A 23,040-nucleotide genomic window follows, 5' to 3' on the forward strand; every position below is an offset into this window, starting at 1 on the left:
CGAGCCGGGCCTCTTCCGCGAGCCGAGCCTCTTCTGCCCAGCGGGCTTCCTCGGCGATACGAGCTTCTTCCGCGAGCCGAGCCTCTTCCGCGAGGCGGGCCTCCTCTGCCCGGCGGGCTTCCTCAGCGAGACGCGCCTCCTCGGCGATACGAGCATCTTCCGCGAGCCGAGCCTCTTCCGCCAGACGCGCCTCTTCCGCCAAGCGCGCCTCTTCGGCCAACCGGGCCGCCTCGGCGAGACGTCGCTCTTCCTCTACGCGAGCTTCTTCTGCGAGCCGAGCCTCCTCGGCCAATCGAGCCTCTTCGGCGAGGCGAGCCTCCTCGGCCAGTCGCTCCTGCTCAGCGATGCGGCGCTCTTCCGCGAGGCGAGCCTCTTCCGCCAGACGTGCTTCCTCCGCACGCTGCGCCTCTTCTTCCGCGAGGCGAGCCTCTTCCGCCAGACGTGCTTTTTCAGCGAGGCGACGATCCTCTTCGGCGCGCGATTCTTCAGCCAGTCGGGCTTCTTCCGCGAGCCGAGCCTCCTCTGCGAGCCGAGCCTCTTCAACCAGCCGGGCTTCCTCGGCACGCCGAGCCTCTTCCGCGAGCCGAGCCTCTTCCGCCAGGCGGGCTTCCTCGGCACGCCGAGCCTCTTCCGCGAGCCGAGCCTCTTCCGCGAGCCGAGCCTCTTCGGCAAGGCGAGCCGCCTCCGCCAGTCGAGCTTCTTCTTCAGCGCGGAGACGCTCCTCCTCTTCGATTCTGCGACGCTCTTCCTCGGCGCGGCGCGCTTCCTCCGCGAGCCTCAACTCCGCCTGGAGTCGAGCCTCCTCTTCAACCCGCTGCTGTTCGGCAAGGCGGGCCTCTTCGGCCAACCGTGCCTCTTCGGCAAGACGCCGACGCTCCTCTTCGAGCCGCGCCTCGTCAGCAAGGCGGCGCTCCTCCGCAAGACGAGCCTCCTCCGCGAGCTGGCGTTCCTCGGCAAGCCGGGCCTCCTCCGCGAGACGTGCTTCCTCACGCTGGCGCTCTTCTTCAAGGCGAGCCTCTTCCGCGAGCCGCGCTTCTTCCGCGAGCCGCGCCTCTTCCTGACGACGCGCCTCTTCGAGCCGAGCCTCTTCCGCGAGACGGGCTTCTTCTGCCAGGCGCGCCTCTTCCGCGAGACGAGTCTCTTCCGCGAGACGCGCGACTTCGGCGAGTCTCAGTTCCTCCGCTTGGCGGGCTTCCTCTTCGAGGCGTCGCTGCTCAGCAATACGCGCCTCTTCAGCCAGCCGGGCCTCCTGGGCGAGGCGAGCCTCTTCCTCGAGGCGAGCCTCCTCAGCGAGACGCGCTTCTTCTGCGAGGCGCCGCTCCTCCAGTCGAGCCTCTTCCGCGAGACGAGCTTCCTCCGCGAGGCGGGCCTCTTCAGCCCGACGAGCCTCCTCAGCGAGGCGGCGCTCTTCCGCGAGGCGAGCCTCCTCGGCGAGACGAGCCTCTTCAGCGAGACGAGCCTCCTCAGCGAGACGAGCCTCCTCAGCGAGACGAGCCTCTTCGGCGAGGCGAGCCTCCTCGGCGAGACGAGCCTCTTCGGCGAGACGAGCCTCTTCGGCGAGACGAGCCTCCTCAGCGAGACGAGCCTCTTCAGCGAGGCGAGCCTCCTCAGCGAGGCGAGCCTCCTCGGCGAGGCGAGCCTCCTCAGCGAGACGTCGCTCTTCTTCAAGGCGCGCCTCTTCCTCCCGGCGGGCCTCCTCCTCGGCCCTACGACGTTCCTCGGCGGCGCGCCGTTCTTCCTCGGCTCGGCGGGCCTCTTCCTCGGCCCGAATGCGGGCCTCTTCCGCGAGGCGCAGCTCTTCCGCAATGCGCGCCTCTTCCGCGAGGCGGGCTTCCTCCGCCAGGCGCGCTTCTTCCGCGAGACGCGCCTCTTCGGCCAATCGAGCCGCTTCCTCGGCCCGGCGCCGCTCTTCCTCTAGACGCGCCTCTTCTTCAGCGCGGAGGCGTTCCTCTTCGAGACGTGCCTCCTCGGCAAGCCGAGCCTCCTCCGCCGCACGGAGTCGCTCCGCTTCGAGCCTGGCCGCCTCCGCAAGGCGTGCTTCCTCCTCGGCCCTGCGACGCGCCTCCTCGATGCGCGCCTCTTCAGCCAGCCGCGCTTCCTCGGCGAGGCGGGCTTCCTCGGCCCGACGACGCTCTTCTTCAAGGCGTGCCTCTTCAGCCAGCCGCGCCTCTTCCGCCAGCCGCGCCTCTTCCGCCAGACGCGCCTCTTCGGCCAGACGCGCCTCTTCGGCCAGTCGCGCCTCTTCAGCCAGCCGCGCCTCTTCGGCCAGCCGCGCCTCTTCGGCCAGTCGCGCCGCGGCCTCCGCGCGAAGCCGTTCCTCTTCGGCACGCAGCCGTGCTTCTTCTTCGGCTCGGAGACGCGCTTCCTCCTCAGCCCGGCGACGCTCCTCCTCCGCCCGAATCCGTGCCTCCTCCTCGGCCCGGATGCGCGCCTCTTCCTCCTCCCGCCGGGCCTGCTCGCGCGCCTCCCAATCCTCCACCGACAGCGCCTGGATGCAGCCCTCGCGCTCCAGCACGAGCAGCAGCGCCTCTTGCGCGGCGGTCAACGACTCCGGCTGCCGGAAGGCCCCCAGCGTCTCCAGGAACTCCCGCTCGGACGCATCCGTGAGCCACGGCGCGCACGCAGCCACGTCCTCACAGCGAAACACCCGCGCCACGCGCCCGGCCCCGCCCGGGGCCTCCAGCGCCGCGCGCACCACCCTCGCACCCGCGATGGGCCGGAAGTCCTCCTCCACCGTCCCCGGCTCGAAGGCCGCGCGCTCGGCCAGCTCGCTCAGCCTGCGCACGTGGGCGAGCACCTGCTGCTCCACCACCGCCTCCGGCTCCAGCCCGTACTCCTCGAGCAGTTCCTCGTCCGGAGCCCCGGCCCCGCCCCGTGCCCACAGCGCATCCAGCGCCTCGGCACCCAGCATCCCGCTCTGCAGGAGCGCCTGCGCGGGGCTCTGGTATCCAAACCCGAGCTGCGTACCCACGAGGTTCCCCTCGCGCAGCAGCAGCCGGGACTCACGCCCTCCCGCGGAAAGCGTCAGCCTCCCGGTGGCTCGGGTCTTGTGGGCGGAGTACAGCGCTTCGGCGGCCTGCGACGGGGTCATGCTTCGTCGCAGTGTAGTCCCTCTGCCCCGCCCCTCAACTTGCCGGGGGTGCCTGCCTGCCCGCTCCACTGAAGGCCACCTGCCGCAGGGCCTCGTAGGCCCCAATCCCCACCGCCGTGGACAGATTCAGGCTGCGACGCTCCTGTAGCATCGGAATCGTGATGGCCGTCCCCGAGCCCGAGTCCATCACCTCCGGCAGCAGCCCCGTCACCTCCGAGCCGAACACCAGGTGGTCTCCCTCCTGGAACCGGGCCTCGTACAGCGACTGCTCCGCCCGGGCGGAGAACAGCCACCGGCGGGCGTCCGGGTAGTCCGCCACGTAGGCGGCATAGGTGGGATACAGGCGGAGGAACACCTTGTCCCAGTAGTCCAGCCCCGCCCGCTTCAGGTGCCGGTCGTCGATGGAGAAGCCCAGCGGCTCCACCAGGATGAGGCGGCAGCCCGTCACCGCGCACAGCCGGGCGACGTTGCCCGTGTTGGGCGGAATCTGGGGGGAAACCAGGACCAGGTGCAGAGGACGCGCCAGGGGTTCGAGCATGGGGTAGAAAGCGTTACATGCTTTGGAGGGTGAACAACGAGACGCGGCAGCGGCTGCTGGCGGACCGGGCCGAGCGGGCCACCGGGTTCCTCCACCGCTTCAAGGGGCTCATGGGGCGGCGCTCGCTTGCCGTGGGCGAGGGGATGCACATCGTCCCCTGCAACTCCATCCACACCTTCTTCATGCGCATCCCCATTGACGTGGTGTTCCTGGACCGTCAGGGCGTCATCGTCAAGCAACTCCCCGCCTTGCCCCCCTGGAGGGCGACGTCCGTCTACTTCCAGTCACGCTCCGTGCTGGAGCTGCCGGCGGGCGTGCTGGAAGCGAGCGGTACGCAGGAAGGGGACCGCCTGACTTTCGAGCCGGTCACCCCGTCCCCGGCCTTGAATCCCCCCGCTTGAAGGGCCGGCAGGTACGTCTTTTGACCGTTTTCCGAGGGCTTTGTTAACCTCGCCCGGCACTTTCCCGCCCCTCAAGAAGAGTTCCCGAGCATGCGCATCGAGGTAGCCGGCAGCACCCACGTCGGGATGAAGCGGAATCACAACGAGGACAACTTCCTGGTGCTCCAGGATGAGAACCTCTTCTGCGTGGCGGATGGCATGGGTGGCCACTCCTCCGGAGAAATCGCCAGCCGCATCGCGGTGGACGAGCTGGGCGAGTTCTATCGGATGACGTCCAAGGACCAGGACTGCACCTGGCCCTTCAAGATGGACAAGGCCCGAAACTACGACGAGAACCGGCTCTCCACCGGCATCAAGCTCGCCAACGCCCGCATCTACGAGAAGGCCACCATCGAGACGAAGTACAAGGGCATGGGGACGACCATCGTCTCCGTCCACTTCGCCAACGACGTGGCCTACGTGGGCCACGTGGGCGACAGCCGGGTGTACTTCTTCCGCTCCGGCGAGCTCAAGCAGGTGACGGAGGACCACTCGCTCCTCAACGACTACCTCAAGGCGAAGAAGCTCTCGCCGGAGGAAATCGAGAACTTCCCCCACAAGAACGTCATCGTCCGCGCGCTGGGGATGAAGGAGAACGTCCAGGTGGACGTGTCTCGCGTGGAGCCGCAGGAGGGCGACGTCTTCCTGCTCTGCTCGGACGGCCTGAGCGGCATGGTGACGGACGCGCAGATGCAGGACATCCTCCAGCGCACGCCCGAGCTGGACAAGGCCTGCGGCCAGCTCATCGACCTGGCCAACGCCGCGGGCGGCAACGACAACGTCACCTGCGTGCTGGCGCGCTACCACTCCGCCTGAGCAGGACGGGCCCGGACTGAGGAAGGGAAGGCTCCGGCATCCCCGGGGCCTCCCGCGTCACCGCTCCACCCGGGGCAGCAGCCCCGGGCCTCACGCCCCTGGAGCCTCAGCGCCCCGTGAGCGGCGCGGGAATCCGGTGCGGCCCCCACGCGAGCACCTCGGAGAGCGTCTCGCCCGGCGCCACCTCGGTGTCCTCGAAGATGGCGGCGCGCTGCACCTTCGCGCCCGCTCCCACCTTCGCGCCCGGCCCCACGGACACGCCGGGGCCCACGGACGCACCTTCCTCCATCAGGGCTCCACGGCCGAAGTACGCCGGCCCCTCCACGCCCGTCGAGGCCACCCGGGCCTCGGCCCGCGCCCATGCGCCCCCCGGAGCCCGCACGGTGCCCGCCAGCGGCGAGTCCGCGCCCAGCCACTCCAGCCGCACGCGCCCGGCGAGCACGTCCAGCACGGTGGCGAGGTAGCGCGACGGCGTGCCCAGGTCGGACCAGTACCCGTCCACCCGCACGCCGCGCACCGTCTGCCCCGCCGCCATGGCGCGCACGTAGACCTCGCGGTTGATGTCCTCGGGGCCCTCCGCGGTCATGAAGTCGAAGATGCGCGGGGACATCACATGCACGCCGGTGAAGTGCCACGGGGACAGGCCCTCGCCCCCCGGGCCATGGCCGGCGATGCGCCGCACGCGCCCCGCGCCGTCCAACTCCACCGCCGCGTACTTCTCCGCCTCCGGCATGGGCTGCAGCACCATGGTGGCAATTGCACCGGAGGCCCGGTGCATGGCCACCACCGGCTGCAGGTCCACCGGGTAGAGGATGTCGCCGTTGAAGACGAGGAAGTCGTCCCCGGAGAGGAACTCGCGCAGGCCGCGGATGCCGCCGCCGGTGCCCTGGATGACGGGCTCGTGCACCACGTGCAGGGGCAGCTTCGCGCGTTCGCACTCGGCGCGGGCCACCTCCGCCATGGTGTCCGGCAGGTGGTGGGTGTTGATGCCCACCGCCGTCGCGCCCGCCGCCTTCAGCACGGCCAGGTGGTAGCGCAGGAGCGGCTGCCCGAGGAACGGCATCGCCGGCTTGGGCCAGCGCTCGGTGAGCGGACGCAGGCGGGTACCCAGCCCCGCGCAGAGGACCATCGCCTTCATTGTCGTCTCCCCTCCCCGGGCGCCGGACTCAGGCCGCCAGCTCGGGGACGTACTTCGCCACCAGGTCCTGCAGCTTCCGCAGCTCCGGCTTCCGCGCGAAGGCGTCGCGCACGTAGCGCAGCGACGCGGGGATGGACACCAGGAAGCCCGGGTTGCCCTTCACACGGTTGATGAACTCGAAGCGGCCCGCGTCCTTCAGCTTGCGCTGCAGGGTGAGCAGGTCGAAGAAGGACTTGAACGACGCCGCGTCGATGCGCTCGCCGCTCACCTCCTGGAAGGTGGCGATGTAGCGGTCCAGCATCTTGTCCACGAAGGCGCGGTCCAGCTCCACGTAGCTGTCACGGAGCAGCGCCACCAGGTCGTACTGGCGCGGGCCCTGGAGGGCGTCCTGGAAGTCGATGACGACCAGCTCCCCCTCCTTCACCATGATGTTGCGGCTCTGGTAGTCGCGGTGCGTGAAGCCGCGCGGCGCGGCGGCCAGCTGCTTCGCAATCTCGCGGAAGGTGCCGTCCAGCTCGGCGCGCTCGGCGGCGGTGGGCTGCTTGCCGCTCCACGCCTCCAGGCCCCACTCGCGGAAGTGGTGCAGCTCCCAGTCGTACAGGTCCTCGTCGAACGCGCGCGTGAAGGCGAGGCAGTCCGGGTCCTGCTGCTTCTCCGCCGCCGCGCGCAGGCGCGCCAGCAGGTCCACCGCGCGGGTGTAGAGCGCGTCGCGGTGCTTGCCGCCCTCCAGCGCGGACTCGAAGGTGATGTCGCTCAGGTCCTCCAGGACCATCATCCCCGCCGGCTCGTCGTAGCGGAGGATGCGCGGCACGCGCACGCCCAGCTTCTCCAGGTAGCGGTGCACGTTGACGAAGGGCAGCTCCTTCGGCGGCTCACCCTTGGTGGCCTCCTCGCTCTTCTTCGTCGCGTCCGGCGGCATCACCATCACCACCCAGCTGTCCGGCGCCGCGCCAACGCGGTAGTACGAGCGATTGCTCGCGTCGCCCTTCAGCTTCTTGATGGCAGCGTGGGGAACGGGACGGCCGATGGCCTGTCCCACCTGGTCGCGCAGGGCGGCCTCGAGTTCCATATCGGCGGGCTTCTCCGGAGGGGGTTGAGACGAGAGGCTCCCGAGTATGGGAGGCGCCCCCATCCGGGTCAAAGCCAACGAAAGGTGAACGCCCGGAAGCCCCCCGGGCTGTCACGTACGCGACGCGGCGCCCTACCCCCTACACCACGTCGCGCCGCGTCGAAGCGCCTGGCGCCCGAGCGGAGGAGCCGGGGCCCGCCGGGGCCCGTCTGGCCCTCCAGGCAGGCCCCCGCTGCCGGCCCCCCGGGTCCGCCAGAGGCGTCCGGAAGGACGCCGGGCCGGGGCCTGTTCCTGTCCGAGGGGCCGAGAAGTCGCGTGCTGTCGACCGGGCCCGGGCGGCGACATATAAGACGCGCCGCGAACCCTTTTTCCGGAAGCAGTGATGGACATCCACGACACCATTCTCTCCGCCATCGGTCATACGCCGCTGGTCAAGCTCCAGAAGCTCGTCGGCCCGAACGACGCCACCGTGCTCGTGAAGTGCGAGTTCATGAACCCGGGCGCGTCCATCAAGGACCGCATGGCGCTCTACATCCTCGAGAAGGCCGAGCGGGAGGGGAAGCTCAAGCCCGGCGGCACCATCGTGGAGAACACGTCCGGCAACACCGGCATGGGCGTGGCGCTGGCCGCGGCCGTGAAGGGCTACAAGTGCATCTTCACCATGCCGGACAAGATGTCCCTGGAGAAGATCAACCGCCTCAAGGCCCTGGGCGCGCAGGTGGTGGTGACGCCGACGAACGTGCCGGCCGAGGACCCGCGCAGCTACTACGAGACGGCCAAGCGCCTGCACCGCGAGACGCCCGGCGCGTTCATGCTGAACCAGTACCACAACCCCGACAACATCGAGGCCCACTACAAGCTCACCGGTCCGGAGATCTACGAGCAGACCGAGGGCAAGTTCGACTACTTCGTGTCGGGCCTGGGCACCGGCGGCACCATGAGCGGCGCCGGCAAGTTCCTCAAGGAGAAGATTCCCGGCCTGAAGAACGTGGGCGTGGACCCGGAGGGCTCCGTCTACGAGGGCTACTTCAAGACGGGCAAGCTGACCGAGCCGCACGTCTACAAGGTGGAAGGTATCGGCGAGGACATGCTGTGCGGCGCCATGGACTTCAAGGTCGTGGACGACGTGCGGCAGGTGGATGACCGCCAGTCCTTCATCGCGGCGCGGCGGCTGGCTCGCGAGGAGGGCATCTTCGCGGGTGGCTCGTCCGGCGCGGCGGTGCACGTGGCCGTGCAGCTCGCGAAGGAAGTGGGCAAGGGCAAGACGATTGTCGTGGTGCTCCCCGACTCGGGCAGCAGCTACATCAGCAAGTTCCACTCGGACGAGTGGATGCGCGACAACGGCTTCCTGGAGGAGAAGGGCGCCGGCACCGTCCGCGACATCGTCGGGGACAAGCGCAAGGACGTGAAGACGGCGCGCAAGGGTGACCGCGTGGACCAGGTGGTGGAGACCATGCGCGGCCACGGCATCAGCCAGATGCCCGTCGTCACCGAGGAAGGCCGCGCGGTGGGCATGGTGCACGAGTACGATTTGCTCAACGCCCTGGTCGCCGGCAAGGTGAAGTTCGCCGACACCATCGACGCCATCGTCTCGCCGTTGCAGGGCGCGCTGTCGCTGGACACCAGCCTCGTCCGCCTGCGCGAGGTCTTCGCGCAGGACAACGTGGCCGTCGTGAAGGAGGGCGAGAAGGTCGTCGCCATCGTCACGAAGATCGACCTCATCGACTACCTGCACCGCACGGCGGCGTAGTCCCCGGCCCCACCCGGGCACCTGAAGCACGGAGGGCCTCCATGTTCCCCCACGGGAGCAGGAGGCCCTCGGTGTTTCCAGGGCGGCCTACCCCGCCGCGGGCCGCCGGGCGAAGAGGGCGTTGGCGATTTCGGTCATCACCACCTCGCCCTGCTGGTTGCGGACCTCGAAGCGGAACTTGATGGCGCCGCGGTCCGCCTTGCTGCGCGAGGGCGTGAGGGAGACGACCTCCGTGCGCACGGTCAGCGTGTCCCCGGGGCGTACGGGCTTGAGCCAGCGCAGCTCATCCAGGCCGGGCGAGCCCAGGCTTGCGGCCTTGCCCAGCAGCCCCTCCACGATGAGCCTGTGGCAGATGGAGGCGGTGTGCCAGCCGCTGGCGATGAGGCCGCCGAAGATGCCCTCTCGGCCGCCCTCGTCGCTCAGGTGGAAGGGCTGCGGGTCGAACTGCTTCGCGAAGGCGATGATCTCCTCGCGCGAAACCCCATACGGCCCATGCTCACTCACCTCTCCCGGCTGGAAGTCGTCGAAGTAGCGCATGGACCCGATATAGGACCGTGCGTCACTCCGCGCCAGCGCACTGCTAACCCGGGGTGATGAGCTTCCCCGCCTCGAGCCAGGCCAGGCACTGCTCGTCGGAGAAGCCCGTGGGGAGCTCCGGCGGGGGCGGCTCTTCTGCCAGCGAGGAGCGGAGCACCATCACCCGCCCGTTCCGCATCCGGCCGCAGAGATCGAGCTGCTGGGCGCGGTCGAGCTTCGTCCGGGGGCCATCGTAGAGGTTCGGCAGGTAGGTGACGCTTGCGCAGGCGCGCTTCGGCGGGCAGGAGAAGCCACGGGCGAACTCCTTGAGGGTCCAGGTCGCGCCCATGAAGCTCGGGTCGATGTAGTCGTGGCGCTCGCTATAGAGGTGCCAGCGGGGAATGAACACGAGGAGCTCCTTCGACTCTCCGCGATCGACCATCGCGGCGGCCTCGGCCTTCACGTACGCCTGCACGAAGAAGGTGTCCGCCAGCTCCTGCCGCCGCGCATCCGCGTAGCTCAGCAGTCGGGGCAGACGCTCCTGGACAGTCCAGCCACCGACGCCCGCCAGCGCCGCGGCCAGCAGCACCGCCCCCCAGCCCGAAACACCGTGGCGAACCAGGAGCCCGGCGCAGGCCAGCGCCGAGCCCACCAGGCACAGCCCGGCGAACGCGACGTGTCGCTCGCTCACCCAGAGAAAGTTCGCGTTGGCGAGGAACACCACGCCAATGCCCGAACACATCAGCGCCGCGCCCATGCTCGCCGCGCGGAGCACGGCGAGCAGCCGCCCCCCGGGACGGGCCCGCCAGACCGCCACGGCGACCGTGGCCAGCAGCAGGACCAGCGCGAGCACGAGCTCCGGCGCCCACTCCTTCCAGAGCACCTCCACGGTGCGCCGCAGGACGAGTGGCAGCGTGTGACTGCCGCTGTTCTCCAGGAGGTTCATCGGCCGCGGGAAGAACAGCTTGTTCGCGCCCCAGTAGACCAAGGGCCAGCCCAGGGTGGTCAGCAGCAGGGCCCAGCGCAGCCGGCGCTGGAGCGCGAGCGAGAAACCGACACAGGCGACCGCGAACAGCGAGACCTCCGCCGCGTGCATGCAGCCGATGCCAAACAGGCACCAGAGCCACTGCCGGCGCACCGGGGGCGGCGCCTCGGAATCCTGGAACCGCCACGCCAAGGCGACCAGGCCCGCGCACATCGCGAAGCAGAGCAGCAGGTAGCCCGCCGTCTTGAACTCGAGCGTGGTCCGAATGGGGATGGACACGGCCACGCCCGCGAAGGCCAGCCAGGCCGACCCCCAGAGCAGCGGACGGCGCGCAAGCGGTCGCGCCAGCCAGAGGCCGCCGGCGAGCATGAGCCCCGCCGTGAGCAGGTAGAGCACGTTGATGGCCGTGCGCGACGTCTCCCCCAGGCGGAACACCGGCAGCAGCACCAGCAGGTGGTGCAGGAACGCGAAGCGGACGTGCGGCGTGGTCCGGGTCGTGACGATGTCCGCGAGCAGGCTTCCCAGCTTTCGGCTGCTCAGCTCGTTGGACATGCCGAAGTCGTCAATCTTCATCCACTGCGCATCCAGCAGCAGCACGAAGAGTCCCACCAGGCTGAGGATGCCGACCGCGCGGACCACCGAAGCATGACGTGGGCCCACGGCGGCTCCCTCCTGAGCCGCCGCTCGAGGCGACGGGACGGCTGCGAGGGGTTGCGGCGACGGGCTCGAAGCCGGGGAAGCTTCGGTGGGAAGATGCTCGGACGTCATTGCCTGACCAGTTCCGTGTGGGAGACGAGGAGGGCGGCTCCCGTGCTGTCCCGGAGGGTGACCACCGCGACAGAGGTGCCGCGCGCCGGGTCATGAATGGGGAAGCGGTAATCCAGCGTGTAATCCCGCCCCGCGTGGACGGGCTGAAGGAACCTGGAGCGTTGACGGGTGATGAGGCTCCCAGGTCCTGGGAAGTCAGAGGTGAAGAATCGGGCGGCTTCCGCGAGCACGCTCACGCCAGGGACGAGGTCCCCGTCGGAGCCGGCCCTCTCGAAACGCACCGGCCGCACCGCGTGGTGGACGCCAACGGCGCTCAGCAGCGCATTGATGTGGACCGTCAGGTACGCATCCACGAGCGAAAAGCCGCTGCGGCTCCAGACCTTCTGCACCGCGAAGTTCGACACCTGGGTGGAGATGCGCAGGAGAGAGGCCCCTCGCTCGCGGGAGACGCCCTGCACGAAGCGGATGAGGTCGCCGTAGATGCCCCGGCCCGCATGAGCGGGGTGCACCCCGTTGAGCACAATCTCCGAGACACCCTCCTCGAAGCTCACCGTCGCGAACGCGACGTCCTCACCGCCCGAGCGCACGAGCCAGGCCCGCTTGCCCGCCTCCCCCGCCGAGGTGTAGCCCCGGGTCCACTCCTGGTACCCCTCCATCAGCCCGGACGTGACCAGCAGCGGATTCGCCGAGTAGTGGTTGCGGTAGTCCCTGAAGCTCAGTGCGACGAGCCGTTCCACCGCGCCCGCGTGCGAGGCGTTGCACTCGACGAACTCGAGGTCCGGGTTGTGCAGGGGGACCGGCTGGAGCCGTGTCAAATCACACGCGTAGTAGACCAGGGTGTCCGCGACGATGAAGGGAAGCCCGAGCCGCTCCAGCTTGTGCAGTTGCTCGTGGCCCGTCTTCAGCAGCCGGACAATCGCGATGTCCACTTCCTTCGCGAGGAGTTCGTCCAGGAGGGGCTGTTCCTCCAGCACCTCCACGCTGCCACGGAAGATGCGGAAGCCGAAGCGCCGGCTCTCCTGGGTTCCCTCTCGAAGCAGGGGGGGGCTTTTATTGTCGACCATGGGGAATCCCGACCGGGCCTGTCCACTCCTACCTGAGTGGCCTGGGGGCTCAAGCCTTCTGGAGCACCGCCAGCACGGACGTCCCCCAGGGAAAGGGGAGCAGATGTCCCAGGGGGGTCTCGAGGTTGAACACCCACCGCAGCAGGGTGTTGAGCGGCTTGCTGGGAACGCGGTGCGAGCGCTCGATGAGCGCCCAGACCTCGGCCTCCGAGAGCTTCGCCAGGTCAGGAGCCTTCAGCAGGCGGCTGGCCAGCAGCATCGGGCTGAGCAGGAACATGAAGTAGCGCGCGTCCAGCACCCGGAACCCGCACTCCCGCGCGAGGCCGCTCAGCTGCTCACGGGAGTAGCGTCGCTGGTGGCCCACGACCTCATCGTTCCACGTCCACAGCCGCTGCAGCGCGGGGGTGGTGACAAGCACGAACCCTCCGGGGGCCAGCGCCTCGTGCACCTGCGCCAGCGCCTGGCGGTCGTCCGGAATGTGCTCGAGCACGTCCAGCAGGAAGATGAGCTCCCAGCGCTGCTGCCAGCCGAGCCGAAGCAGGTCCACCTGATAGCGGGAGACCCGGGACGGAAGGCCCGCGGCGGCCGCCTGCAGCGCCAGGGCAGACGAGTCCGCGAGCGCAATCTCCGCGAGCGGGAACTCCGCCTGCTCCGCGAGAAAGGAGGCCCAGCCGCCCGCGCCGCCGCCCAGGTCGATGGCCCGCGGCCCCGCGGTCAGCGTCCCCAGGTGACGACGCAAGGCGTGCAGGAGGAAGCGGCGCCGGCCGAGATACCAGAAGTGCTGGTGCTGCATGTTCCGCAGCAGCTCGAATCCGGCGGCGTGGTACTCCTCCTCCCGATGCGCCACGGGGAAGTCGGGCACGAAGATGCCATCCGTGAGCACGTAGGGCCCGTCCCGCACCTGCTCGCCGGCCCGCACTCCCGGCTCCGTCACGAGGCAGCCTCCATGCGGCGGGGCGCCGTACGCTCACGCTCCCCTCCGGAAATCCCGCCGGAGGAGCGCACCCAGGCCTGCCCCCGCGAGTTCTGGGACACGTACATGCGCCCGACATACGTGCTCACGATGCCCATGAAGGCGAAGAGCAGGCTGAAGAGGAAGGTCAGCGCACAGAACAGGGACAGCCAGCCCTCCGGCGCCTGACGGGTGAGCAGCGCTCGCACCATCTGCACCGTTCCCAGGAGGAACCCGAACAGCGAGGCGCAAAACGAGCCCACGGTGGCGAGCTTGAGCGGCAGCACCGTGAGCGTGCTCACGTGTGAAATCCACAGGCGCATCAAGTCACGCACGCGGTACGAGGACTCCCCCGAGGCGCGCCTGCGGTGCGGAACCAGCGCATCTCCCACCCGCCGCGTGGAGCGGAAGACCAACGCGTCGATGTAGGGAAACGCCGAGTCCCAGTTCCCCAGCCGGCGGGCGAGGTCCCCACGCAGGGCCCGCACGTTGGTGGCACGGACGTGGGTCCGGTTGCCCATGGTGTAGCGGAACATCCACTGGTTGAGCCGGGACACCAGCTTGCGGGCGGCATTCTGCTCCACGCTCTCGAAGCGCCCGTAGACGACGTCCAGCCGGCTCGCCAGCAGCGCCTCGGTGACCGCGAGCACGGCCTCCGGCGGGTTCTGCCCGTCATCGTCCACCGTCACCGCCACGTCGCCGTCCGCCACCGCGAGCCCGCGGAGCGTCGCCGCGTGCTGGCCCTGGTTGCTCCCCATCTCGATGAAGCGTACCCGGGGGTCCCGCGCGTGCAACTGGTCGATGACCGACTGCACGTCGTCGGGCGAGCCGTCGTTGACCAGGATGATTTCGAAGCGCCCCTGCTTTTCGAGCGCGCGGGTGAGCTCGTCCACCGTCTGCTCGAGGTACGCCTGTGAGCGGTAGACGGGGATGACGACGGACAGCAGTCCCTCAAATGCCATCGAGGAACTCCCGCGTGCGCGCGATGACCGTGTCGCACTCCGCATCCGTCATGTTGAAGAAGAGCGGGAACCGGACGAGGTTCGTGGTGAGCCGCTCCGAGTGGGGCAGGCTGCGCCCGTCGTGGAAGCCCTTGCCCATGGGCGACTGGTGGAGCGCGATGTAGTGGAACGGAGTCACGATCTTGTGCTCGCGCATGTGCGCGATGAAGCGGCTGCGCTGCTCGGGCACATTGAAGACAATGGCGAAGAGGTGATGGTTGCCCACGCACCGGGCGGAACCCTGGATGATGTAGGCCCCCGCGCGCTCCACGGGCGCCGAGAGCTCAGCCAGGTATCGCTCGTAGAGCGCCTTGCGGCGCGCCTGGATGCGCGTGAACTCGTCGAGCTGCGTGCTCAGGTAGGCGGCGTTGAGGTCGGAGAGGACGTAGCTGGAGCCGACATCCACCCACGTGTACTTGTCCACGATGCCGTCCTGGAACTTGCGCCGGTTCGTGCCCTTGTCGCGCAGGTACTCCGCGCGGTCGATGAGGGACGCATCCCGCAGGGTCAGCGCGCCCCCCTCACCGCAGCCGATGTTCTTCGTCTCGTGGAAGCTGAAGGCGCCGCATGCGCCGAAGGTCCCCAGCGGACGCCCGTCGAACGTGGAGCCAAGCGCCTGGGCCGCGTCCTCCACCACGGGGACCTTGCCGCACACCTGCTGCAGGGCCTGCATGTCACACGAGTTGCCGGCGTAGTGCACGGGGACGATTGCCTTCGTGCGGGGTCCGAGCAGACGCGCCACGTCGTCCACGTCGAGGTTGCCGTGCGCGTCCACGTCCGCGAAGACCGGCTTCGCGCCACGCAGGCAGAAGGCGTTGGCCGTGGAGACGAAGGTGAAGGACGGGACGATGAACTCGTCGCCCGGCTGGAGGTCCAGCAACAGCGCGGCCATCTCCAGCGCGTGAGTGGCCGACGTCACGAGCAGGGTGCGCTGCCCCAACATCTTCTCGAGCTGTCCCTCGGAGCGCTTCCCAAAGGGCCCCCCGCCGGCGACGTGCCCGTTGCGCTCGATGGCCTCGGCCATCGCCTTGATCTCAGTCCCGAGATGGACTGGCTTGTTGAAGGGAATCATTGGTTTCCAGTTTGCCCCGGCAGGGGCTGGGAACGTGGTACCAAAGCCTTCCTGGCAGGTCAAAGAGGCACTGGCGACCGCACCCGAGCAACACGCACCTGTCAGCCCTGGCAGGAGCGTGGCAGGAATTGTCCGAGCCCGCTCGGACTGGAGGTCGGCGGATGTAAGGGCTTGCCCGCTCGCAAGCCCAGGGCTCAGGGAGCGGGCGTGGGGAACACCTTCAGCGTGCCCGACTCCAGCAGCACCACCAGCTCCGGCTTCGCGTCGCCCCGCAGGTCCACCGGCGCGGCCCACAGCGGCTTCGCCTCCAGCGGGTAGCGCCGCACGGGGAGGTAGTCGCCGCCGCCCTTGCCTGGCACCACCAGTACGGCGCCATCCGCGTCCCGTCCCAGCAGGTCCATGATGCCGTCGCCGTTGACGTCCACCGCCTCCAGCAGGGCCCCGCCCGTCGCCTTCATCGGGCAGGACAGCGGCGACTCCAGGGTGCCGCCCCCATCGCCGCGCAGCACCCGCAGCGTGCCGCCGCCCGACAGCAGCAGGTCCACGTTCCCGTCCCCGTCCACGTCGCCCGCGCTGCGCACGGTGTCCCGGGGATACCCGAGGTAGTAGCCCTCCCCCTGCATCACCGTCCCGGCCTTGGAGGTGTAGTTGAGGTTGACGCCCAGCGTGACGTGGACGAAGTCCAGCGTGCCGTCGCCGTTGAAGTCGCCGGGGGTGGGCAGCCCGCTGGCGCCACCGCACCGGTCATCCGGCTCGCTGTTCTGGTCGGGCAGCGGCGACTGCCACATGATTCCGCCGCCCTGGTTGGTCATCACCGCGGCCGCCATGGTGCAGGGGGTCCAGAAGGTGCCGGCCACGTCCATGCGCCCGTCGCGGTTGAAGTCGCCCGCGATGAGGTAGCCCCCGTTCTGCGCATAGACGTAGCTCAGCTCCCGGCCCTCCAGGAACTGGCCGGAGCCATCACTCCACCTCAGTTGCAATGTCGAGCCGCCCCCGGGGTAGGCGCCGGCGATGACGGCGAGGTCGGCCCGCCCATCCTCATTGAAGTCTCCCGCCGCCAGGTGCTCCACGCGCCAGTCCATGAGCGCGTCATGGGCCTGGAGCGCCCCGTCCTCCTGACCCATCAACAGCCGCACGCCGCGCTCGGTCATGGGAAGTGCGAGGTCCCGGCGGCCGTTCCCATCGAAGTCCCCCGTCGTCACGACCTCGGCGCCCACGCCCACCTCGAGTGACAGGAGCGGCTCGGGCGCGTCCCACTCCGCCATGGCGTCGAGCAGACCCATGGGGCAGCGGGGCGTGAAGGGCGCCTCGGTGAATGCGTGGCGCGGGATGGAGTAGACGGAGACAACGTTGTCCTCCGCTTCCGTCACGAGCAGCTCGGGCGTGCCGTCCCGGTCCAGGTCGGCCACCGCGGCATCACTCGGCTTGCGGCCCGTGGCGAGCCACCGCGGTGCCTCGAAGCGACCCTGGCCGTTGCCGCGCCAGATGGAAGCCTGGCCCTGCTCACCATGCAGGAGCACCACGTCCGGCACGCTGTCGGCGTCCACGTCCGCCACCACGAGCCGGCTGACCTCGATGGGCAGGAACGTCACCAGGCGCTCGGCGAAGTCCCCATTCCCGCGGCCCGGGGAGGTCCACAATTCCCTTCCGTCCACCGCCACGAGGTCGGCGTGGCCATCACCATTGACGTCCGCGCTCGCGATGAAGTCCGGACGGCGCTCCAGGTAGGGCCACGGCTCGAAGCGGTCCGTCCCCGTTCCCATGAAGCGCGTCAGGAACCAGTGGCCCGAGGCGAGGACGACGTCGATGTGGCCGTCCTCGTTGAAATCCGCGACGGCGGCCGCGGTGCTCACGTCCCCCACGTTGACGACGGGCAGCCCGTCCTCCACCCGGTAGACACCACGCTCCTGGAACTCGCCGCCGTCCCAGTTCAGCAGGAAGCGGAAGCCGCCCTCGGTGCGGGGACCCTGACGGCTGTCGTCACCGTCGCCCACGGCCCAGACCCGTGGGCTGAACCGGCCCGTGCCCGGGAGGAAGCCCAGTCCGGAGATGAGGCCCTGCGAGAAGTAGGTGGGCAGGGTGTCGAAGGTCCCATTCCCCTGTCCGGACAGCAGGGTCGCCCCGTAGCGCCCGCCCAGCACCACGCCCAGTGGCCCGGACGCCTCCGCGTGGCCCACGGCAATCCGCCCGGAGGAGGTGTTGAGCTTGAGCCGCGAGGAGGGCTTCCGGAGCACGCCCTTCCCGTCATTCAGCAGCACGGCGAAGCTGCCGGGCCGCGCCTTGTAGCGACTCTGGAGGCTGGCCCCCAGGTTGTTCACGGCGACGTCCGGCGCGCCGTCTCCGTTGAAGTCCCCCACGGCGAGGCCGCCCGGAGACACGCCCGCGTAGTACGACGCGCGCCACTGCTTGCCGCGCTGGACGGGCCCGCCCGTCACGGGAGGCCCACCGGCATCCGGCGTGGACGTTCCCCCGTCGTCGCCGTCCGGGGTGCCCGCGCCCGAGCCACCGTCCCCGCGCTCGGGAGGCTTGCCGTCCCCACCGTCCGTCCCTCCCGCGTCGGGCTGGCCGTCGCCGGGGCTGCCCGCGTCGGCGCCGGAGGACGTGCCCCCGTCCACGTCCGGGCCGGAGTCCGGAGGTGTCTCGACGATGACATTCCCTCCGTCCCGCGCGTTCGTCCCGGGGCCGGCATCGACAGGCCCCGATGGCGCGGGGTCCGGCGCGGCCAGCCGCTCCTCCGAGGACTCCCCGCTCTCGCCACAGCCCACGGACAGCAACAACCCCAGCGCGCACGCGTACACGCGCGCCACGCGCCTCCACACCCCACGCGACTTCATCGGCATTCCCCGCGACCAGCCCCGTGCAGCAGGTGTGCACGCGCCATGGACAGTGCAAGCCATGACGGTAGGTCCGCCCGGAAATACGAGGGGCCTCCACGTCCTCCAGGAAGAGGACGGGAGGCCCCGGGTGCTCCGGCAGGGCCGGAAGGAACGAGGAGCTACTGGCTCATGTGAGCGGCGGGCTCGCGCACGGGCTCGTCATGGTCCGCCACGTCCTCCAGGCGGTCCGCGGCGGGCAGCGGCTTGTCGAAGCGCAGGCCCTCGGGGGCGCGCGTCGGGTCGTCCACGGGGCCGGGCGCGGTCTCCAGCGCCTGGGCCTTCACGGCCGTCGTCCCCGTCGAGGTGGCCGCCACCGGCAGCGTCTTGGTGAGCGTGAGGGTGTCATGCACCGCGCCGGTGGAGGTGATGAGCTTCGCCGTCAGCGTGCCGCCGTCCACCACCACGTCCATGAAGCCGTACACCGTGTTGCTGCGCTTGGCCGTCCACGAGGGCTGGCTGGCCGGGAAGGTGCGCAGCGTCGCGCCGCCGCTGCCCACCACCACGTAGGGGACGCCGCGCGTGCCCGAGGGGGCCACGGCGTCGCCCTTCATCGGCTTGCTGCGCTCGTAGTTGTGGTCATGCCCGGTCAGCACCAGGTCCACGCCGTACTGCTCGAAGAGGGGGGCGTAGTTGCGGCGCATGGAGAGCTGCGAGCCGTGCTCGCCGCTGGACCAGGGCGGGTGGTGGAAGAAGACCACCTTCCAGGGCTGCGTGGTGGCCGCCAGGTCCTGCTGCGCCCAGGTCTTCTGCGCCGCGGCGGTGCAGCGGTCGGACGAGGCCAGGCCGATGGCGCAGTTGGAGTCGAGCGCCACGAAGTGCACGTTGCCCCAGTCGAACGAGTAGTAGCGCTCGGTGCCCGCGGGGTTGTTGGTGGGCAGGTAGAAGTTGTCCAGGTACGGCTGCCCCTGGTTCGTCACGTACTCGTGGTTGCCCAGCGAGGGGAACACCGGCACCTCGCGGAGCAGGTTCACCATGGGGGTGAACATGCGGTCCTGGAACTCCTGCTCGGTGCCGGAGGAGTAGGCGTTGTCGCCCAGCGCCACCAGGAACTCACCGCGCCACTCCGGCTTGTTCATCACCGCCATGACGGCCTTCTGCGAGGAGCCGCCGGTGCCGAAGTCACCCATGGTGGTGAAGCGCACGCGCTGCGTGCCCGGCGCGGACGCGGTGCGGAAGGCTCGCACGCCCGTGACGGAGCCGCAGGCCTCCACGCTGTAGCCGTAGGTGCGGCCCGGCAGCAGGCCGGTCAGCTTCACCGCGTGCCGCCAGCCCGCGACGGTGGCGGTGGCGGTGCGCGACAGGTCCGTGCCCTCGCCGTAGCGCACGAAGGGCGTGCAGGACACGCCGGAGCGGAAGGCGACGAGGGCGCTCGTCTGCCCCACGCTCTGGAGATACGGCAGGCGCGGCAGCACCGGGCCCGAGTCCGCCGTGGGCACGGGCGTCGGCGGCGGCGTGGTCTGCTGCGCACAGGCCCGCGCCTCGGTGATGGAGGCCCAGTCGTTCACCGAGTTGCCGTTGATGGTGATGCGCACGTAGCGCGCCTGCCGCGCGCTGAACGCGTACGTCTGCGCCGAGGTGTTCAGGGCGCTGGTCCCCGAGGTCGCCTGGGTGAAGGTGGTGCCATCCACCGAGGTGGAGATGACGAAGTAGTTCTGCCGCGTGTTCCCCTGGTGCCAGGCCACGGTGGTGCCGGCGATGGACTTGGAAGCGCCCAGGTCCAGGTTGAGCCAGGCGCCCTTGCCCGGCCCGCTCCAGCGGGTGGTGAGGTTGTCGTCCTGGCTGTTGGCGGCGACGCTGCCGGCGCCGTCATCACCGCTGGCGGTGACGGACGTGGTGGAGAGGATGCTGCAGCCGGGAGCGGTCAGCTCCGCCGTGGAGCCACGGGCGTCAGGCGCCGGCAGCTCGACGGGAAAGTCCTGGTCGAGGGGACTGGGAGGCGCATCGCAGCCGGAACCGGCGACGAGCAGCGCACCCAGCAGACATGAAGAGGGAATGAGACGGTTGCGCATGATGGGAGCCCAAACGGTGTTCACCGGAGGACATTCCATTTTGTGACGCGGCATCCCATGGCCCGGCCGGAGCGCGGGCGGGCGGACAGGCGCTCCAGAGCGCGGACACACGAAGGGCCTCCGCGCGTCCCGAGAAGAGGGAGCGGGGAGGCCCTGGGTCGCCCGGCGGGCTGCTACTTCACGACTTCGAGCGCCTGCGCGAGGTCGTCGATGAGGTCCTGCGAGTCCTCGATGCCCACGGACAGGCGGATGAAGCCATCGGCGATGCCGAGCTTCTCACGCGTCTCCTTGGGAACGGAGGCGTGGGTCATGATGGCGGGGTGCTCGATGAGCGACTCCACGCCACCGAGCGACTCGGCGCAGGCGAACACCTTCACCGTCTTGAGGAAGCGGCGCGCGGCCTCCAGGCCGCCGTGGATGTCGAAGGTCAGCATGCCGCCGAAGCCCGTCATCTGCTGGCGCGCGAGCTGGTGCTGTGGGTGCGACTCCAGGCCCGGGTAGGTGACCTTCTTCACCTTGGGGTGCGTGAGAAGGTACTGCGCCACCTTCATCGCGTTGTGCGCGTGGCGGTCCATGCGCACGTGCAGCGTCTTCACGCCGCGCAGCACGAGGAAGCTGTCGAAGGCGCCGGACACGCCGCCCACGGCGTTCTGGAGGAAGTACATCCGCTCGGCGACGTCCTCGCGGCTGGTGCAGGCGAAGCCGCCCACCACGTCGCTGTGGCCGTTGAGGTACTTGGTGGTGGAGTGCGTCACCACGTCGAAGCCGAGGTCCAGCGGGCGCTGGAAGTACGGCGTCATGAAGGTGTTGTCCGCGACGGAGAGGATGTTCCGCTTCTTCGCCACCTCGGCGATGCGCGCCAGGTCGATGAGCTTGAGCATCGGGTTGGTGGGGGACTCCACCCACACCATCTTCGTCTTCGGCGTAATCGCCGCCTCGAAGCTCTCCGGCTTGGAGAGGTCCACGAAGGAGAAGTTGAGCCCGGAGCGCTTGAAGACCTTGTCGAAGATGCGGAAGGTGCCGCCGTACACGTCGTCCGAGACGACGACGTGGTCCCCGGCGTCCAGCATGTGCATCAGCATGTCCGTGGCCGCCAGCCCGGACGCGAAGGCGGCGCCGTGCTTCGCGCCCTCGAGCGCGGCGAGGCAGTCCTGGAGCGCCTTGCGCGTGGGGTTCTGCGTCCGGCTGTACTCGTAGCCCTTGTGCTCCCCGGGCCCGTCCTGGACGTAGGTGGAGGTCAGGTACACGGGCGTCATGATGGCGCCCGTCGTGGGGTCCGGCTCCTGGCCGGCATGAATGGCAAGCGTGTCGAAGCGCATGGGCGGGGAACTAACACAGCCCCTCCGCCCACGCACCAGGAGCGCCACGGACCCGCCGGGCGGCTACTCGAACTTCCCGTGCCGGCCCGCTCCCCGGGCGAAGCGGGTGGCGCCAGCGATGGACTCCGTCTCCAGCACCTTGACGCCCCGCTCGAACTCCTGACGCAGTGCTTCCTCGACGCCCAGGCCCGCCTGCTCGTAGGCCGAGGCCCGGTCCGCGTTCATGCAGGCCTGGGGGAAGGCGGCGACCTCACGGGCCAGCGCCTCGGCGGCCTCCCGGGCCCGGCCCTTCGGCACCACGCGGTTGACCAGGCCCATGGCCAGCGCCTCCTGGGCCGACACGGGCCGCCCGGTGAGGATGAGGTCCATGGCCCGCGACAGGCCGATGAGCCGGGGGAGCCGTACAGTTCCGCCATCGATGAGCGGTACACCCCAGCGCCGGCAGAAGACGCCGAGCACGGCGTCCTCCTCCGCCACGCGCAAGTCGCACCACAGGGCCAGCTCCAGGCCGCCCGCCACCGCGTGGCCGGAGATGGCCGCGATGACGGGCTTGCCCAGCACCAGGCGCGAGGGGCCCATGGGGCCGTCGCCGTCCGGGGCGAGTCGGGGCAGCCGGCCCTCGGAGACGGCCTTCAGGTCCGCGCCCGCGCAGAAGGTGCCGCCGTCCCCGTACAGCACGCCCACGCGCGAGTCCGGGTCCGCGTCGAAGGCGCGAAAGGCGGCCGACAATTCCTGCGCCGTGGGGCCGTCCACCGCGTTGCGCACCTCGGGACGGTGGAGGACGACGGTGGTGACGGGGCCGTTCTTCGCGATGCGCACGCTCATGGCCGGAGTGTTCTCCGGTGCGCCTGCCCGGGTCCAGCGAGGCCCGGCCGGAAGAAACAGGCCGGGCCCTGGTGCGCGGGTTCCGGCCTACTCGGCGCGGACCCAGTGCTGGGTGCGTCCGAACAGGGACATGCCGACGAAGCCGCGGACCTTCAGCTTCTTGCCGCCCTTCTCGACGGAAATCTTGGCCTTGTAGGTCTTGCCGTTGCCCGGGTCGAGGATGGTGCCCCCCGTCCACTCCTCGTCGTCCTTCTTGAGGTCGCGCAGGATGACCATTCCGACGATGGGCTGGTCCTTCAGCGCCCCCTCGCACTTGTCACAGACCGGGTTCTCCGGCTTGCCGGGATCGGGGAAGATCTTCTCAATCTTCCCGAACAGCTTGCCGCCCTCCTCGTAGATGGCGATGACGGACTTCGGCTTCTTCGTCTCGTCATCGATGGTCGTCCACTTCCCCACCGCGCTCGCCTCCTCGGCCAGGGCGCTCGTGGCGAACAGCACGGTCAGCGTGGCCAGTCCCAACCAACGGCTTGCAGTCATTCTGAGGTCCTCCGGCGCCGGGTGACATGTCCAGAGGGGCTGCGCGCCGCGGTGACGCACCCTCTGCGTTGCATCTGTACTCCAGCGGCGGAGCCTACCCTGCCGGGTGCCGGAATCGGAGAAGACATGGCGCGGCAGTCGCCTCCGCCTTCGAGAGCGACACGACTCCTGCCATGACGCATCGCACGCGGGCGAATTCACATCGGCGCGTGTGCGCCCTCCCCTGCCTCCGCTCCGCCATGGATGCGCCGCGCCACGGTGCGCGGGTCGACAG

The 23,040-nt window shown here is 69.7% G+C and carries 19 protein-coding genes; 4 read left to right on the forward strand and 15 right to left on the reverse strand.

Translation table 11 applies throughout. The annotated features are described in order from the left end of the window. Positions 1 to 1,918: hypothetical protein (locus tag G4D85_RS50965; RefSeq protein ID WP_164006674.1), on the forward strand; the 1,918-nt coding region annotated here is incomplete at its 5' end. Here G4D85_RS50965 and G4D85_RS50970 read toward each other — a convergent pair. Together G4D85_RS50970 and G4D85_RS00015 are read right to left on the reverse strand one after the other, a co-directional pair. Then, a complete protein-coding gene (locus G4D85_RS50970; protein WP_164006676.1) occupies positions 1,915 to 2,142 on the reverse strand; it encodes a hypothetical protein in 228 nt (75 codons plus the stop codon). The genes G4D85_RS50965 and G4D85_RS50970 overlap by 4 nt on opposite strands. 983 nt (positions 2,143 to 3,125) lie before the next feature. After that, a complete protein-coding gene (locus G4D85_RS00015) occupies positions 3,126 to 3,629 on the reverse strand; it encodes a tRNA (cytidine(34)-2'-O)-methyltransferase (protein ID WP_164006678.1) in 504 nt (167 codons plus the stop codon). Between the two features lie 17 nt (positions 3,630 to 3,646). Between G4D85_RS00015 and G4D85_RS00020 the strand changes: the two genes are divergently transcribed. Continuing rightward, entirely contained in the window at positions 3,647 to 4,030 is a 384-nt protein-coding gene (locus G4D85_RS00020) for a DUF192 domain-containing protein (RefSeq protein WP_164006680.1), read from the forward strand. A gap of 90 nt (positions 4,031 to 4,120) precedes the next feature. Then, positions 4,121 to 4,885, forward strand: a complete 765-nt coding sequence (locus G4D85_RS00025; RefSeq protein WP_164006682.1) for a Stp1/IreP family PP2C-type Ser/Thr phosphatase — start codon at positions 4,121 to 4,123, stop codon at positions 4,883 to 4,885. Positions 4,886 to 4,991: 106 nt separating this feature from the next. Here the strand turns inward: G4D85_RS00025 and G4D85_RS00030 are convergent, their stop codons facing one another. Both G4D85_RS00030 and G4D85_RS00035 read right to left on the reverse strand, forming a co-directional pair. Further along, positions 4,992 to 6,023 carry a nucleotidyltransferase family protein gene (locus tag G4D85_RS00030; RefSeq protein WP_164006684.1) on the reverse strand — a complete coding sequence of 344 codons (1,032 nt, stop codon included), beginning with the start codon at positions 6,021 to 6,023 and terminating at the stop codon, positions 4,992 to 4,994. A 28-nt stretch (positions 6,024 to 6,051) separates the two neighbouring features. Then, positions 6,052 to 7,092, reverse strand: coding sequence for an aminoglycoside phosphotransferase family protein (locus G4D85_RS00035; protein WP_164006686.1), 1,041 nt, complete (start codon positions 7,090 to 7,092; stop codon positions 6,052 to 6,054). Positions 7,093 to 7,474: 382 nt separating this feature from the next. Here G4D85_RS00035 and G4D85_RS00040 point away from each other — a divergent pair, with 382 nt between their 5' ends. Continuing rightward, positions 7,475 to 8,842 carry a pyridoxal-phosphate dependent enzyme gene (locus tag G4D85_RS00040; protein WP_164006687.1) on the forward strand — a complete coding sequence of 456 codons (1,368 nt, stop codon included), beginning with the start codon at positions 7,475 to 7,477 and terminating at the stop codon, positions 8,840 to 8,842. An 87-nt stretch (positions 8,843 to 8,929) separates the two neighbouring features. On the opposite strand, the gene G4D85_RS00045 is transcribed toward G4D85_RS00040, so the two are convergent. The 11 genes from G4D85_RS00045 to G4D85_RS00095 form a co-directional block, all read right to left on the reverse strand. Then, positions 8,930 to 9,379, reverse strand: coding sequence for a MaoC family dehydratase (locus tag G4D85_RS00045; protein ID WP_164006690.1), 450 nt, complete (start codon positions 9,377 to 9,379; stop codon positions 8,930 to 8,932). A gap of 43 nt (positions 9,380 to 9,422) precedes the next feature. After that, complete coding sequence (locus tag G4D85_RS00050) at positions 9,423 to 11,003, reverse strand: hypothetical protein (RefSeq protein ID WP_164006692.1); 1,581 nt, start codon at positions 11,001 to 11,003, stop codon at positions 9,423 to 9,425. 104 nt (positions 11,004 to 11,107) lie between these two features. Then, a complete protein-coding gene (locus G4D85_RS00055; protein ID WP_164006694.1) occupies positions 11,108 to 12,175 on the reverse strand; it encodes a GNAT family N-acetyltransferase in 1,068 nt (355 codons plus the stop codon). Between the two features lie 49 nt (positions 12,176 to 12,224). Then, positions 12,225 to 13,109 carry a class I SAM-dependent methyltransferase gene (locus tag G4D85_RS00060; RefSeq protein ID WP_205525364.1) on the reverse strand — a complete coding sequence of 295 codons (885 nt, stop codon included), beginning with the start codon at positions 13,107 to 13,109 and terminating at the stop codon, positions 12,225 to 12,227. Then, positions 13,106 to 14,089 (reverse strand): glycosyltransferase, encoded by a 984-nt coding sequence (locus G4D85_RS00065; RefSeq protein WP_164006696.1) that lies wholly within the window; start codon positions 14,087 to 14,089, stop codon positions 13,106 to 13,108. The genes G4D85_RS00060 and G4D85_RS00065 overlap by 4 nt, the downstream gene beginning before the upstream one ends. Beyond that, entirely contained in the window at positions 14,079 to 15,200 is a 1,122-nt protein-coding gene (rffA, locus tag G4D85_RS00070; RefSeq protein ID WP_164006698.1) for a dTDP-4-amino-4,6-dideoxygalactose transaminase, read from the reverse strand. The genes G4D85_RS00065 and rffA overlap by 11 nt, the downstream gene beginning before the upstream one ends. 194 nt (positions 15,201 to 15,394) lie before the next feature. Then, on the reverse strand, positions 15,395 to 18,034 hold the full coding sequence (locus tag G4D85_RS00075; protein ID WP_164006700.1) for an FG-GAP repeat domain-containing protein: 2,640 nt from the start codon (positions 18,032 to 18,034) through the stop codon (positions 15,395 to 15,397). 161 nt (positions 18,035 to 18,195) lie between these two features. Next, positions 18,196 to 20,085, reverse strand: a complete 1,890-nt coding sequence (locus tag G4D85_RS00080; protein ID WP_164006703.1) for a metallophosphoesterase — start codon at positions 20,083 to 20,085, stop codon at positions 18,196 to 18,198. A gap of 173 nt (positions 20,086 to 20,258) precedes the next feature. Continuing rightward, positions 20,259 to 21,404: a cystathionine gamma-synthase gene (locus G4D85_RS00085; protein WP_164006705.1), complete on the reverse strand. Its 1,146-nt coding sequence runs from the start codon at positions 21,402 to 21,404 to the stop codon at positions 20,259 to 20,261. Between the two features lie 63 nt (positions 21,405 to 21,467). Continuing rightward, a complete protein-coding gene (locus tag G4D85_RS00090; RefSeq protein ID WP_164006706.1) occupies positions 21,468 to 22,229 on the reverse strand; it encodes a crotonase/enoyl-CoA hydratase family protein in 762 nt (253 codons plus the stop codon). 87 nt (positions 22,230 to 22,316) lie between these two features. Continuing rightward, the gene (locus G4D85_RS00095; RefSeq protein ID WP_164006708.1) at positions 22,317 to 22,766 is read right to left on the reverse strand and encodes a DUF2147 domain-containing protein; all 450 of its coding nucleotides are present in this window, start codon (positions 22,764 to 22,766) and stop codon (positions 22,317 to 22,319) included. Positions 22,767 to 23,040: the final 274 nt, after the last annotated feature.

It is taken from the genome of Pyxidicoccus trucidator, assembly GCF_010894435.1.
In the GTDB taxonomy this organism is placed as follows: Bacteria; Myxococcota; Myxococcia; order Myxococcales; family Myxococcaceae; genus Myxococcus; species Myxococcus trucidator.

What these genes read in the sequence shown, in the direction of transcription:
- G4D85_RS00015 (WP_164006678.1), bottom strand. Translation starts at nt 3,629, where the DNA reads ATGCTCGAACCCCTGGCGCGTCCTCTGCACCTGGTCCTGGTTTCCCCC.
- G4D85_RS00020 (WP_164006680.1), top strand. Translation starts at nt 3,647, where the DNA reads ATGCTTTGGAGGGTGAACAACGAGACGCGGCAGCGGCTGCTGGCGGAC.
- G4D85_RS00025 (WP_164006682.1), top strand. Translation starts at nt 4,121, where the DNA reads ATGCGCATCGAGGTAGCCGGCAGCACCCACGTCGGGATGAAGCGGAAT.
- G4D85_RS00030 (WP_164006684.1), bottom strand. Translation starts at nt 6,023, where the DNA reads ATGAAGGCGATGGTCCTCTGCGCGGGGCTGGGTACCCGCCTGCGTCCG.
- G4D85_RS00035 (WP_164006686.1), bottom strand. Translation starts at nt 7,092, where the DNA reads ATGGAACTCGAGGCCGCCCTGCGCGACCAGGTGGGACAGGCCATCGGC.
- G4D85_RS00040 (WP_164006687.1), top strand. Translation starts at nt 7,475, where the DNA reads ATGGACATCCACGACACCATTCTCTCCGCCATCGGTCATACGCCGCTG.
- G4D85_RS00045 (WP_164006690.1), bottom strand. Translation starts at nt 9,379, where the DNA reads ATGCGCTACTTCGACGACTTCCAGCCGGGAGAGGTGAGTGAGCATGGG.
- G4D85_RS00055 (WP_164006694.1), bottom strand. Translation starts at nt 12,175, where the DNA reads ATGGTCGACAATAAAAGCCCCCCCCTGCTTCGAGAGGGAACCCAGGAG.
- G4D85_RS00065 (WP_164006696.1), bottom strand. Translation starts at nt 14,089, where the DNA reads ATGGCATTTGAGGGACTGCTGTCCGTCGTCATCCCCGTCTACCGCTCA.
- rffA (WP_164006698.1), bottom strand. Translation starts at nt 15,200, where the DNA reads ATGATTCCCTTCAACAAGCCAGTCCATCTCGGGACTGAGATCAAGGCG.
- G4D85_RS00075 (WP_164006700.1), bottom strand. Translation starts at nt 18,034, where the DNA reads ATGAAGTCGCGTGGGGTGTGGAGGCGCGTGGCGCGCGTGTACGCGTGC.
- G4D85_RS00080 (WP_164006703.1), bottom strand. Translation starts at nt 20,085, where the DNA reads ATGCGCAACCGTCTCATTCCCTCTTCATGTCTGCTGGGTGCGCTGCTC.
- G4D85_RS00085 (WP_164006705.1), bottom strand. Translation starts at nt 21,404, where the DNA reads ATGCGCTTCGACACGCTTGCCATTCATGCCGGCCAGGAGCCGGACCCC.
- G4D85_RS00090 (WP_164006706.1), bottom strand. Translation starts at nt 22,229, where the DNA reads ATGAGCGTGCGCATCGCGAAGAACGGCCCCGTCACCACCGTCGTCCTC.
- G4D85_RS00095 (WP_164006708.1), bottom strand. Translation starts at nt 22,766, where the DNA reads ATGACTGCAAGCCGTTGGTTGGGACTGGCCACGCTGACCGTGCTGTTC.